Origin of the sequence: Bradyrhizobium sp. (genome assembly GCF_035484855.1) — a bacterium.
GTDB lineage: Bacteria > Pseudomonadota > Alphaproteobacteria > Rhizobiales > Xanthobacteraceae > Bradyrhizobium.
Window position 1 is genome coordinate 1 of the sequence record NZ_DATHOP010000236.1, and the last position, 12571, is coordinate 12571.

Sequence of the window (12571 nt, forward strand, 5' to 3'; positions counted from 1 at the left end):
CAACAGCTCGGTGCGGATGCCGGTGCCGCAGCCGGCGCGGAATTTCTGACCCTGGAAGGCCGCCGGGCCGGTACTTTAACCGGACGGCAGGCCTTTCGGCGTAAGGTCGTGTTCTCAGCGTAGCGTAGCCTTGCGTAGAGTTGTCTCAGCGTAGAGTAGCCTTTGCGTAGAGTAGCCTTGCCGGGCAAACCGATTGACCATTCGTACCAGCGGCGCGATGCTGTTTGACGCCGCCCCGGAGCCTGACGATCCAACGTGACCCAGCATTCGCGTGACACCCCGCAATTCTATCTGACGGCGCCCTCGCCCTGCCCGTATCTGCCGGGCCGCCACGAGCGCAAGGTGTTCACGCATCTGGTCGGCGACAAGGCGGGCGATCTCAACGATTTGCTGACCCATGGCGGCTTCCGGCGCAGCCAGTCGATCGCCTACCGGCCGGCCTGCGACCAGTGCCGGGCCTGCGTTTCCGTCCGGGTCGTCGCCAACGAATTCCGGCCCTCACGCAATTTGCGCAAGATTCTCGCCCGCAATTCCGACGTGGTGGGCGAGCAGCGCAGCGCGGTGCCGACCTCCGAGCAATATTCGGTCTTTCGCGCCTATCTCGACCAGCGCCACCGCCATGGCGGGATGGCCGACATGACCGTGCTGGATTACGCGATGATGGTGGAGGACAGCCATGTCGAGACCCGCATCATCGAATACCGCCGCCGCGCCGAAGGCGGCGGCGTCGCCGGCCGCAGTGAGGACCTTCTCGCAGTTGCCCTGACCGATGTGCTCTCCGACGGGCTGTCGATGGTCTATTCGTTCTTCGAGCCGTCGGAGGAAACCCGCTCGCTCGGCACCTTCATGATCCTCGACCACATCGCCCGCGCCAGGCGCCAGGGGCTGCCTTACGTCTATCTCGGCTACTGGATCGAGGGCTCCAAGAAGATGGACTACAAGGGCCGCTTCCTGCCGCAACAGCGGCTGGCGCCATCAGGCTGGCTGCGCGTGGAAGCCCCGGGCGACGCTGCGAGCGAGCCGCAGGATTGAAGGTTAGCTCATGTAGCCCGGATGGAGCGAAGCGAAATCCGGAATCCGCTGGCAAGATTCCCGGATTGCGCTTCGCTCCATCCGGGCTACGAGTTGCCCATCACATAATCCCACACCAGCTTCGCGTTCAGCGCGATGATCACCGCCGCCGTCAGCCCGGCCAGCAGCGTCAGCCAGCGCGGCGCGATGAAGGGGCCCATCTTGCTGCGGCTTGCGGTGAACATCACCAGCGGCACCACCGCGAAGGGCAGTTGCAGGCTGAGCACGACCTGGCTCAGGATCAACAGCTGACCCGTGGCCTTCCCGCCGGCCCATAGCGTGACGACCACCGCCGGCACGATCGCGATCATCCGCGTCACCAGCCGCCGCAGCCACGGCGCGATGCGGAGATTCAAAAAACCCTCCATCACGATCTGGCCCGAAAGGGTCGCGGTGATGGTCGAGTTCAAGCCGCAGCACAATAGCGCGATCGCAAACAGCGTCGGCGCCAAGGTCGAGCCGAGCAAGGGCGCCAGGAACGCATGCGCCTGGTCGAGTTCGGCGACGTCAAACTTGCCCGCGCGATGATAGGTCGCCGCTGCGAGAATCAGGATCGAGGCGTTGATGATCAGCGCCAGCCACAGCGCGATCGCGGAATCGATGTTGGCGAGCGTGATCGCCTCGCGCTTTTCCTCGATGCTGTCGCCATAGCCACGGGTCTGTACCAGCCCGGAATGCAGATAGAGATTATGCGGCATCACGGTTGCGCCCAGAATGCCGAGCGCCAGATACAGCATCCCGGGATTGGCCAACAGTTCGGTGGTCGGCACAAACCCCTTGATGACGGCGCCCCAATTCGGATCGGCCATGGCGATCTGCACCGCAAAGCACGCTGCGATGACGCCGAGCATGGTGACGACAAAGGCTTCGATCCAGCGAAAGCCGAACGCCTGCAGCGCCAGAATCAGAAACACGTCGGCGGCCGTGATGATGACGCCGATTTCGAGCGGAATGTGAAACAGCAAATTGAGGCCGATCGCGGTGCCGATCACTTCGGCGAGGTCGGTGGCGGTGATGGCGATTTCCGCCGACAGCCACAGCGGCCACGACACCCAGCGCGGATAGGAATCGCGGCAGGCCTGCGCGAGGTCGCGCCCGGCGCCGACGCCGAGCCGCGTGCACAGCGACTGCAGCACGATCGCCATCAGGTTCGACAGTAGCGCCACGAACAGCAGCGAGTAGCCGAATTTGGAACCGCCGGCGAGCGAGGTCGCCCAGTTGCCGGGATCCATATAGCCGACGGCGACGAGGTAGCCGGGGCCGAGGAACGCCAGCAGCTTGCGCCAGAACGACCCTCCTTGGGCGGTCCGGACGGTGGCGAACATGTCGGCAAGCGATGGCGTGCCCCGCTCGCCCCGCCAGCCTGATCCGGCCTGCGGAGGGCTTGGGGCGACCTTTGGCAGGGAATCAGGGTCCAAACCGGGAGATCGAGCATCCATCCTCATAAGATGGGGGATAATTGTTTTTATTGCAACTCATTTGCAACTGCATCTAGGACCATGTCGGTTAGCGGGTGGCTTGGCTGGGCCGCTCCCCAGACAATGGCGTCCAACCGATAAATCCAAGGAATCCTGCCATGTCCGCCACCGACAACATCCATTTGCCCCCCACCTTCAACCGCCTCGCCTGGTCGAACCTCGCGGCGCAGTCGGCCGAACAGATTGCGCTGGCCGCAGCGCCGATCGTGGCCGTTCTGCTGCTTGGCGTCGGCGAGGGCCAGACCGGCCTGCTGCAGACCGCGCTGACGCTGCCGTTCATCCTGTTTGCGATTCCCGCAGGATTCCTCGCCGACCGCATGTCGCGGCGGCAGCTGATGGCGGGCGCGGAAGCCCTGCGCGCGATCGCGCTCGTCGCCATCCTCACACTGATCGGGCTCAACCTGCTGACACTGCCGCTGCTCGCGCTGGCGGGTTTTGTCGCGGTATGCGGCACGGTGGTCTATAGCGTGGCGGCGCCGGCGCTGGTGCCGTCGCTGGTTCTGCCGCAACTGCTGCCGGCGGCCAATGCCCGGATCGAACTGGCGCGCACCATCGCATTCGCCAGTGGGCCGGCGCTCGGCGGCGTATTGGTGGGATGGGCCGGGGCGGCGCCGGCATTCGGGTTCGCCGCCGCTCTTTCCATCCTCGCCGTGCTGCTGCTGTCGGGAATTTACGAACCCGTCCGCGCACCCGCGCCGCGGCGCCATCCGCTGCAGGACATCAGGGAAGGCGCGGTGTTCGTGTTGCATCATCCGCTGCTGCGGCCGGTGTTCATCACCCAGTTCATCTTCAATACCGCCTCCTTCCTGCTGCTGGCCGTGTTCGTACCCTATGCGGTGCGCCGGCTCGGCCTGTCGGCAACCGGCGTCGGCACAGTGCTGTCGATGTACGGCCTCGGCATGGTGGCTGGTGCGCTCTCGGCAACGTGGGTGATGAAGCGCCTGCCGTTCGGCGTCGTGATCGGGCTCGGGCCGGTGACGGGGTTTGCCGCGGCGGCCGTGATGGCGTTGACGACGGTGATCCCGACACCCCTGCTCGCAGGCCTGAGCTTCTTCCTGCTCGGCGCCGGCCCGATCCTGTGGGTGATCTCCACCACCACCTTGCGGCAATCGGTGACGCCGCCGCAGCTGTTGGGGCGGGTGTCCGCCATCAACATCATGAGCTATGGCGCGCGCCCGATAGGCTCCGCGCTCGGCGCCCTCGTCGGCGGCTTCTATGGCGCGGAAGCGTGTCTCTATCTGGCGGTCGCGATCTTCGGCGCGCAGGCGCTGGTGATCCTGGCCTCGCCCGCGGTCTCGCTGGCGCGGCAGCCGGACATGATCGGCGAGGGCGCGAAGGCGTAAGCTGACTCGAAACCGATCAACCAACCCCGCCTGTCATTGCCGGGCTTGACCCGGGCACCCATCACCTTCGCAAGACTCTTGTGAAGAAGATGGATGCCCGGATCAAGTCCGGGCATGACGATGCGATATTGGGTCTTCCTTCGGTAACTTTATATGATATCAGTCATGTAATAAGACCGGGAGCTGCCATGACCGACCAGACCGTATCCACGATAGCCGCACCGCCGCGCGCCGCCTCTTCCAGCGCGATGCAGATAGCCGTCCTCGCGTCGCTGGCGGCGACCGGCACGTTGGCCACCAATATCCTGTTGCCTTCGCTGCCGGAGATGGCGGCTTCGCTGAAGGTATCGACCGCGGCCGTGACCTCGGCGATCACGGTTTTCCTCGCGGTGTTCGCGATCGGCCAGCTCGTGGTCGGACCGATCTCCGACCGCTACGGCCGGCGCTGGCCGGTGCTGGCCGGATTTGTCGTGTTCCTTGCCGGCAGCATCTGGTGCGGCCTCGCCGACGACCTGCCGGGCCTGTTGATCGGCCGCGTCATCCAGGGCGCCGGCGCCTGCGCGACCTCGGTGCTGTCGCGCGCCATCGCCCGCGATCTCTTCACCGGAGCCGCACTGGCGCGCGCGATGGCGCTGATCATGATCGCGATGGCAGCCGCACCCGGCTTCTCGCCGCTACTCGGCGGCGCGCTCGATCGCGGTTTTGGCTGGCGTTCGGAATTCGTTTTCCTCGCGGTGTTCGCGGCGATCGCCGCCGTGGCCTATGACCTCGTGTTCGGCGAAACCCATCACGCGACGCGGACCCCGCTCGATCCGCTGGCGATCGCCAAAAACTATTTCGGGCTCGTCACCGATCGCCGCTTCCTGGTTCCGGCCGCAACCGTCAGCCTGATCATGGGCGGACTGTTCTCGATGTTTTCGGCGGCACCGCGGATATTGATCGAAGCGCTGCACTTCACGCCGATCGCGCTCGGCTGGTTTTTTGCCGGCACGGTGATGTTCGTATTCGGCGCGGGCATGCTGGCGACGCGGCTGGCGCCGCGCTTCGGGCTCGATCGCGCCGTCCAATTCGGCCTGCTGCTGGCCTTGACCGGCAGCGTCGCGATGCTGCTGGTGTCGGTCTTCGACCCCGCCTTCCTGCCGTTCCTGGGCGCGCTGTCGGTATTTGTGTTCGGCATGGGCATCGTCAATCCGCTCGGCACGGCGCAGGCGCTCTCGCCGTTCGGCGAAAAAGCAGGCGCGGCATCGGCGCTGATCGGCTTCTGGCAGATGATGGGCGCGGCGATCGGGGTTTATCTGGCGGCAACCGTGTCGCACGAGGCGATGTTCGCGCTCGGCATCGTGTTGACGGTCGCCTCGCTGATCGCGGTCGGGCTCTATACAAGGCGGGCGAAGCCGGCCACCTAACCCGCCAGATAGCGCTCATATCTTCCGGCCAGGGCCTCATCGGCGCCGACGCCAGGATCGAGCGTGTAGAGATCCTGGGCGTGGCCGATGCCGCGCAGCGCGAAGCGGCCGGTGGAGACGAGATAGCGCTGTCCCGCCGGATCGAGCCCGTTGCGAAAATCCGATGACGCCAGCAATTCGCGATCGACCGAACGGCACATCGAGGCGATGCGGCTGACCTCGTTGACCGCCGGCCCGACCACCGTGAAATCGAGCCGGTCCTCAGCTCCGATATTGCCGTAAAACACCTCGCCGATGTGCAGGCCGACATAGGCCGACGTGGTCGGCCTGTTATCGGCGATGCGGCGGGCGTTGAGCTCTGCGATGTTCAGCCTGAAGCGATGTTCGGCCCGCAACGCACGGCGTTTTGCCAAGGCCATGTCGGCGCCGGTGAACACCGCCAGCACGCCGTCGCCGATCAGTTTCAAAACGTCGCCGCCCATCTCGTGGATGGCGTCGATGGAGGCCTGTGCATAATCGTTGAGGAACGGAATGATCTCATCGGGCGCGATGCTTTCGGAGATCGCGGTCGAGCCACGCAGGTCCGAAAACCACAGCACCGCGCTGATCCGCTCGGTGACGCCGCGCGAGATTTTTCCGCGCAACACCTGTTCGGAGGCGTCGCGGCCGAGATAGACCCGGCCGAGCGTGCGCGCGATATCGACCTGGGCGCCGGACTTGATCGCGAGCCCCAGTACCGGCACCAGGTCGCGCAGCGCCGCCAACCCCGGCTCGCCAAAGCCGTCCGGCCGCCGGGTCAGCCAGTAGGAATAGACGCAGTCCATCTGGCCCATGGTTCCGGCTTCGCCGAAGTGGTGGATGAAGGCCACGGATTGGCGGTGACCTCGTACGGCCAGCGCGGGGAGCCTGGAAAACCGCAGCGAGGCATCGTCGGCGAGATCGATCTGGAGTTCGCCGTCGCCGTGCTCAAGCATGTGATGGAAGACGGAACGGCGCCAGTCTTCCGCCAACTCGCCCTCGGCGCTCGACCCGTACTCGAAATAGTCGCGCTCGTCGGTTTCGGTGTCGTTCCAGAGAAATCCACGGCCCTCGAAAATCGGGTGCAGCGTATCGATGAAGACCGTCCCGCGCGACAGATCGAGCCCTTGCGCCCGGCAGCGCTCGCAGAAACCGCGGAGCAGATCATGCTCCGGCAAGCCGGTCAGGCCCTGGCTCACCAGCCAGTTCATCAGCTGTAGTCGGGGCTTGAGATCCATCCCGCCATTATGCCGGGCAATCCGGCGCGACGAAAGGGAGCCATGATTTCCCGCGCGTGACGGGTTCGCCGTCTTCCTTGACAAAGGAAGCCACGGGATGGTCGAGCAGGTCGAGCACAGCTTCCGACGGCCGGCAGAGTCTTGTGCCCTTTGGCGTCACCACGATCGGCCGGTTGATCAGGATCGGATGCGCCAGCATGAAATCGAGCAGTTCGTCGTCGCTCCATTTGGGATCGGCGAGCCCGAGTTCCGCATACGGCGTGCCCTTTTCGCGCAGCAGCGCGCGAACCGGGATTTTCATCGCCTGGATCAATTCGATCAGCCGCGCCCGGCTCGGCGGGTTTTTGAGATATTCGATAACCTCCGGCTCCTCGCCGCTCTGCCGGATGATGGCGAGCGTGTTGCGGGAGGTGCCGCAGGCGGGATTGTGGTAGATCGTGACCGTCACAGTTGGGCCTCCTTGGCCATCGGCGCGCCCTCCCCTGTGGCGCGCAACAGCCAGTTCATCAGCAGCAGGGCTGCGACCGCGCCGCAGAGTTCCGCGGCGATGAAACCGGGAAGGTCGACGGGACGAATCCCGGAAAACGTATTGGTCAGCGAACGCGCGATCGCCACGGCCGGGTTTGCGAACGAGGTCGACGAGGTGAACCAATAGGCTGCCGTGATGTAGAGACCGACCAGCCATGGCACGGAGGCGCGCTCGAAGCGGATGCCGGCCAGGATGGTCGCAATCAACCCGAAGGCGGCGACGCCTTCCGCCAACCATTGCGCGCCGCCGGTTCGTACCTTCAGCGAGGCATCGAGCAACGGCAGCGCGAACATCGCATGCGCGATCACGGTTCCGGCGATGCCGCCGACGATCTGCGCCGCGACGTAAAAGAGTGCCTCGCGCGGCGCTATCTGGCGCTTGAGCGCAAAGACAAGGCTGACGGCGGGATTGAAATGCGCCCCCGAAACGGGTCCGAGAATCGTGATGAGCACGACCAGGATCGCACCCGTCGGCAGCGTGTTGCCGAGCAGCGCCAGCGCCATGTCGCAGGTGAGGCTTTCGGCCATGATGCCGGAGCCGACCACGGTCGCCACCAGCAGCGCGGTGCCCAGCGCTTCCGCCGCCAGCCGGCGCGACAGATCGAAGCCGGGCATCAGGCGGTTGCGATCGGCGCGGCTTGTGGAATGCAGCAGGCGCCTTGCTTTTCATGCGCCACGCGCGGACCGCGTTCGCCGGTGCCGTCGCCGTAGATGGTGCTCTCGCCCGTGGTGAGAAAGGTTTCCCAGGCGACGCCAGCGGGATCGTCGATCCAGGATTTTTCCGATTTCGCATAGCAGCAGCTGGTTTGGCCTTGCTCGACGATATTGCCGCCAGCCTTGTTGAGCCGCGCGTAAACCTCCTGCAGCTCGTCGGCGTTCTCGACCTGGATGCCGAGGTGATCGAGACCGGGTTGCCGGCCCCGCGTCGAGATCGCGAAATTCACCCGGGGATCGTCGAGCATCCACTTGGCGTAATCGGTCTTGACCACGGCGGGCTGCGCGGCGAACAGTGCCGAATAGAAGTCGATCGATCGCGGGAGATTCTCTACCGCCATGTGAACGTGAAGGCGCTTCATGACATCTTACCCCTCAGGCCGTGAGCTTTGCGCGCCTGCCGCGCGCGGGCTTGCATCCGGCAATCGGCGCGCACAGTTCCGCGCGGCCGCCGCAACAATCCTCCACCATGAATGACGTCAGATCTCGAAATGTCGCAAGGCCGGCCCGGTAGATGATCGAACGGCTTCTCCGTTCGCTCGTTACCAGGCCCGCCCGCGCGAGAATCGCCAGATGGGCCGACATGGTATTTGGCGGGACCGCCAGTGCGGCGGCAATATCGCCCGCCGCGAGCCCGTCAGGCTCGTGCTTCACCAACAGCCGGAAGACGCTCAGACGGGTGGCCTGGGCGAGCGCCGCGAGGGCGAGAATCGCTTGCTCTTGTTCCATATATCTGGAATTATCGAAATATCTGGATGCTGTCAACCTCAATCGATTTCGTCAAAATGAATCGTAAGCCATGACCGGACGCGAGTTTCGCCTGATCGCCGCGCTCGGCACCACGCAGACGCTGGCGTGGGCCTCCAGCTATTATCTGCCGGCGATCCTGGCCGATCCGATCGCGCGCGACCTCGGCGTTTCCTCGAACTGGATCTTTGCCGCCTTCTCGGGTGCGCTGGTGATTTCGGCCCTGCTCGGGCCGCGCGTCGGCCGGCAGATCGATCTGGTCGGCGGCCGCTCGGTGCTGTCGATCTCCAATCTGACGCTGGCGGCGGGACTGGCATTGCTCGGCGTCAGCGGATCGATCCCGGTCCTGATCACAGCCTGGCTCCTGCTCGGCGTCGGCATGGGATGTGGCCTTTACGATGCCGCCTTCGCCGCGCTCGGGCGCATCTATGGCGATGCCGCGCGCGGATCGATCACCGGCATTACGCTGCTGGCGGGCTTTGCCTCGACCGTGGGATGGCCGCTGACCGCGTGGGGACTGGAGACCATCGGTTGGCGCGACACCTGTTTTGCCTGGGCGCTCGCGCATATCCTGATCGGCCTGCCGATCAATCTTTTCATACTGCCCGCCGTGAAAGGCGCAAAAGCGGCGGTCGCAGCGTCGATAAAACCGGATATCCCGATCGATCGGACCATGGTGCTGCTGGCGTTCGCCTTCGCCGCGGCCTGGACGGTCACCGGCGCGATGGCGGCGCATCTGCCCCGCATTCTCGAGGCGGCCGGCGCGACCTCGCTGCAGGCGGTGACGGCGGGCGCGCTGATCGGGCCGGCGCAGGTCGCGGCCCGCATTGTCGAAGCAAGCTTCCTGTCGCGCTATCACCCGCTGGTCTCGACCCGGCTCGCCTGTCTGACCCATCCGATCGGCGCCGCGATCCTGGCGCTCGCGGGCGGCGGCGCCGCAAGCGTGTTTGCGATCTTTCACGGCGCCGGCAACGGCATCCTCACCATCGCGCGCGGCACCCTGCCGCTGGCGATCTTCGGCCCGCAAAATTATGGCTATCGCCTCGGCATCATCGGCGCACCGGCGCGGATGGCGCAGGCCGCCGCACCGCTGGCGTTCGGCCTCCTGATCGAGGCCATGGGAAGCCGCGTCCTGATCGTATCCTCCGCGCTCAGCCTTGCGGCGCTGCTTGCGCTGTCCCTGCTGCGGCGGGAGCCGGCGGCAAAGTGAGCGCTGGCACGCCAAAGCGATTTGCCCTTTCCATCCGGCCCGGTTTCGCGCAAAACCGCCGCATGGAAACCGAGACCGGCCCGGCATCAGCATTCAGACGCCTCGTCAAGTGGGCCATCACTCCGCCGCAGGCCTATATCGTCTATTTCGTCTGTTTTTTCCTGGTGGCGGGATCTTCGTTCTATATCGGGACGCTGAGGCCGAAGAAACCGATGGGCCTCGGCCCGCCGCCGATCTCCGCACCGCGAAACTGATGGTCATGCCCGCGATCACCCGCATCAATCCGCCCGAACTCGGCACCCCGCCCGGCTATTCCCAGATCGTCGAGGTCGCCGCCAGCCGCATCGTCTTCATCGCCGGCCAGACCGCGCTCGATGCCGACGGTCATGTGGTCGGCAAATCCGATTTCGCCGCCCAGGCAACGCAGGTGTTTTCCAATCTCGCCATCGCGCTGCGGGCGAGCGGCTGCACCGCGGCCGATCTTGTGAAGCTGACGGTATTCCTCACCGACATGGGCAACCTTGCGCTCTACCGGCAAGCGCGAAACCGCTTCTTTGCCTCGGTGACGCCGCCGGCCGCGCCCGCGGTGACGCTGGTCGAAGTCTCGAAACTGTACGGTCCGGATTTCATGATCGAAATCGAGGCCATCGCGGCGGCGTGACACTGCCCCCCGCGCAGACGATCACGCTGATCGTATTCCGTCGAATAGCGGGACATTGAGGTCCACGTTCAACTGAAAAACAATCCCGAGACTAAAGTTGGCTCCGGCAACAGGAACAAATGCCGCCCCTGGCTATTCGAGTCCATAGCGTCGGAGATTGTTATGCCGAAAACCCGCTGGATGGTGCCCTATGGCGCCGATCAGACCCTTTATCTCGTTGTCGATCGCAAGGGTCGATTCGGAAACGTCCACGACGAAACCGAGATCGAACGCTCAGACGTTGAAACGATTATTGCCGAGCTGATGTCGGGGCAGTTTAACGAACCGGCCCGCGTTATCGCCTACAACACGCTTGAGCACTGGTCGCAGGACGTCTCCAGGGATATTGCGGACGAAATCCAGACCCGTTGCGATATCGAAGGCACGGCTATCCCGGAGCATATTCGGGACTTCGTTGCCAGTTGCGTTGCCCCGGCCCGGCGTTCACTGTTGCAATTCGCTTGATCGGTGGCGCATACGTGCGGCACCGCCTAGTCTAGTTCTACCGCGGAAGTCGGCCAATCCACGCCACGATCGCATCGACCACGGCAGTCGGTTGCTCCGGTATCAGCGCGTGGCTGGCATTCGGGATGACGACGATGGTAGCCCGTTCGCCGAATTCATCTGTGAATTCGTTGGCCATCGCGCGCGGCTTGAAGGGGTCGAGCGCGCCCTGCAGGTCGAGCAGCGGCGCCTTGCCGCCGCCCCACCACTCCGATTGTTTCGTCGCACGGCCGGCCGCGAACTGCGCCTCATCGACTTCGGGATAGGAGCCTTTCAGCCAGACGCTGGCATCGCTGCCAGGTGCGAAAAAATTGGCGCGCAGGTAGGTCAGCCGCTCGGCATCCGACAGCGTGGGGTCGCCGGACTTTCGGACGGCTTCGGACAATTCCTTGGCGCCGGGAAAGCCGGCCGGATAGGCTTTTGCGGCGGCAGCCGCAATCACCACGCCTCGCACCAGTTGCGGATAATCGGCCGCCGTCATGCGCGCGACCCAGCTGCCGAAGGCATGTCCGACCATGACCGCGGGACCACCGCCCTCGTGACGGATGACTTCGGCGCAGTCGCGCGCGAAATCGTGCAGCGTCAGACCCTGCATCGGTCCCTTGCTTTGGCCGGCGCCGCGCGGCTGCGGCCGCAGCACGCGAAAGCCGGCTTTGGCCAACCTAGCTGCGACCTCGTCGAAATCCTCGGAGTCACGGCCGCGCCCCGGCAGCAGGACGATCAGCGGCCCGCCGCCCTCGGCGATGACGTCGATGCGCACGTCATCGTAGGCGATGATTTCCCCTCGTGCCGCGGCATTGCCCATGACCAACAGCCCCACCATGACGCCCAACAGGACCGACCGATGCATGACGGCGCCCTCCTCGCTTGGCCGGAACGCTACTTCATCGAGGCCGCCTCATCCAGACACACGGCACGGCAAGCCGCAAATCGCGGCTCTGACGTTGAGGTGATGGGCCTGACCTTACAGCCGTCATGGCCGGGCTTGTCCCGGCCATCCACGTCTTTGCTCACCGTTAGAAAGAAAGACGTGGATGCCCGGGACAAGCCCGGGCATGACGAGAACATATAACCCGCGGTCACATTCCGCTCTCCATCACCGCGATGGCCTCGTCAGTGCCGAGATAACCCGCGATTATCGCGGACCTGCTGCGGCAAGCCTTACCGGGCGATCAACTGCAGGCATAGGACGGCGGCCATCCGCGCGAAGCTTAGCATGTGGTCGCGGCCAACAGCGCGCGCGAGCCGCGATTGCTCCTCCGGCGAATCTTCCCCGCCGCCCAGCCGGCGGGCGTTGGGGATGGTGCGCATCATGGTCGGCACGAAACCGCTGCCGGCGAGCAGCAGCGAGCCCCAGCCGATCCACCACGGATTTCCGCCCTGCACGATCTCGGCGATGATGGCGGCCATTGTCAGCAGCATCACCAATACGACCAGACGGTTCATCGGATACGCTTCGGTGGTGACGCGGCGATAATACGCCGAAATCGACGCCAGCACTTCCCTCGGCAGCGCGCTGCCAGCGTGCCTGCGTGTCTGAACGTCAAACATCAGGTCGAACCACAACACGGCGAGCAGGAAACCGGCGCCAGCGGCCGCGAAGCTGTGCATGGA

15 protein-coding genes are annotated in these 12571 nt (G+C 65.0%); 7 read left to right on the plus strand and 8 right to left on the minus strand.

The features are described 5' to 3' along the window. Positions 1-255 precede the first annotated feature (255 nt). Positions 256-1032, plus strand: coding sequence for an arginyltransferase (locus tag VK804_RS26800; RefSeq protein ID WP_325375850.1), 777 nt, complete (start codon positions 256-258; stop codon positions 1030-1032). A gap of 86 nt (positions 1033-1118) precedes the next feature. Here the strand turns inward: VK804_RS26800 and VK804_RS26805 are convergent, their stop codons facing one another. Continuing rightward, a complete protein-coding gene (locus VK804_RS26805) occupies positions 1119-2510 on the minus strand; it encodes an Nramp family divalent metal transporter (protein WP_325375852.1) in 1392 nt (463 codons plus the stop codon). Positions 2511-2647: 137 nt separating this feature from the next. On the opposite strand from VK804_RS26805, the gene VK804_RS26810 reads away from it, so the two are divergent. Both VK804_RS26810 and VK804_RS26815 read left to right on the plus strand, forming a co-directional pair. Next, positions 2648-3892, plus strand: coding sequence for an MFS transporter (locus VK804_RS26810; protein WP_325375854.1), 1245 nt, complete (start codon positions 2648-2650; stop codon positions 3890-3892). A gap of 188 nt (positions 3893-4080) precedes the next feature. Then, positions 4081-5298 (plus strand): multidrug effflux MFS transporter, encoded by a 1218-nt coding sequence (locus tag VK804_RS26815; protein ID WP_325375856.1) that lies wholly within the window; start codon positions 4081-4083, stop codon positions 5296-5298. On the opposite strand, the gene VK804_RS26820 is transcribed toward VK804_RS26815, so the two are convergent. Genes VK804_RS26820 through VK804_RS26840 form a run of 5 tightly spaced genes read right to left on the minus strand, consistent with a single transcriptional unit; the run spans position 5295 to position 8525 of the window. After that, positions 5295-6554 (minus strand): adenylate/guanylate cyclase domain-containing protein, encoded by a 1260-nt coding sequence (locus VK804_RS26820; protein ID WP_325375858.1) that lies wholly within the window; start codon positions 6552-6554, stop codon positions 5295-5297. The two genes, VK804_RS26815 and VK804_RS26820, sit on opposite strands and share 4 nt — an antisense overlap. Positions 6555-6561: 7 nt before the next feature. Continuing rightward, the gene (arsC, locus tag VK804_RS26825) at positions 6562-7002 is read right to left on the minus strand and encodes an arsenate reductase (glutaredoxin) (protein ID WP_325375860.1); all 441 of its coding nucleotides are present in this window, start codon (positions 7000-7002) and stop codon (positions 6562-6564) included. Continuing rightward, positions 6999-7697 (minus strand): MIP/aquaporin family protein, encoded by a 699-nt coding sequence (locus VK804_RS26830; protein ID WP_325375862.1) that lies wholly within the window; start codon positions 7695-7697, stop codon positions 6999-7001. Before VK804_RS26830 ends, arsC begins: the two co-directional genes overlap by 4 nt. Further along, positions 7697-8158 carry an ArsI/CadI family heavy metal resistance metalloenzyme gene (locus tag VK804_RS26835; protein ID WP_325375864.1) on the minus strand — a complete coding sequence of 154 codons (462 nt, stop codon included), beginning with the start codon at positions 8156-8158 and terminating at the stop codon, positions 7697-7699. Before VK804_RS26835 ends, VK804_RS26830 begins: the two co-directional genes overlap by 1 nt. A 13-nt stretch (positions 8159-8171) precedes the next feature. Then, the gene (locus VK804_RS26840) at positions 8172-8525 is read right to left on the minus strand and encodes a metalloregulator ArsR/SmtB family transcription factor (protein WP_325375865.1); all 354 of its coding nucleotides are present in this window, start codon (positions 8523-8525) and stop codon (positions 8172-8174) included. Between the two features lie 70 nt (positions 8526-8595). Here VK804_RS26840 and VK804_RS26845 point away from each other — a divergent pair, with 70 nt between their 5' ends. The 4 genes from VK804_RS26845 to VK804_RS26860 all read left to right on the plus strand — a co-directional run bounded on the left by VK804_RS26845 (position 8596) and on the right by VK804_RS26860 (position 10918). Then, positions 8596-9753: an MFS transporter gene (locus tag VK804_RS26845; protein WP_325375866.1), complete on the plus strand. Its 1158-nt coding sequence runs from the start codon at positions 8596-8598 to the stop codon at positions 9751-9753. Further along, positions 9750-10007, plus strand: a complete 258-nt coding sequence (locus VK804_RS26850; protein ID WP_325375868.1) for a hypothetical protein — start codon at positions 9750-9752, stop codon at positions 10005-10007. The genes VK804_RS26845 and VK804_RS26850 overlap by 4 nt, the downstream gene beginning before the upstream one ends. Positions 10008-10012: 5 nt before the next feature. Beyond that, positions 10013-10414, plus strand: coding sequence for a RidA family protein (locus VK804_RS26855; protein WP_325375869.1), 402 nt, complete (start codon positions 10013-10015; stop codon positions 10412-10414). Positions 10415-10576: 162 nt separating this feature from the next. Next, positions 10577-10918: a hypothetical protein gene (locus VK804_RS26860; protein ID WP_325375871.1), complete on the plus strand. Its 342-nt coding sequence runs from the start codon at positions 10577-10579 to the stop codon at positions 10916-10918. Between the two features lie 37 nt (positions 10919-10955). Here the strand turns inward: VK804_RS26860 and VK804_RS26865 are convergent, their stop codons facing one another. Together VK804_RS26865 and VK804_RS26870 are read right to left on the minus strand one after the other, a co-directional pair. Next, positions 10956-11807 carry an alpha/beta hydrolase gene (locus VK804_RS26865; RefSeq protein ID WP_325375872.1) on the minus strand — a complete coding sequence of 284 codons (852 nt, stop codon included), beginning with the start codon at positions 11805-11807 and terminating at the stop codon, positions 10956-10958. 311 nt (positions 11808-12118) lie between these two features. Beyond that, positions 12119-12568 (minus strand): hypothetical protein, encoded by a 450-nt coding sequence (locus tag VK804_RS26870; RefSeq protein WP_325375873.1) that lies wholly within the window; start codon positions 12566-12568, stop codon positions 12119-12121. Positions 12569-12571 lie beyond the last annotated feature (3 nt).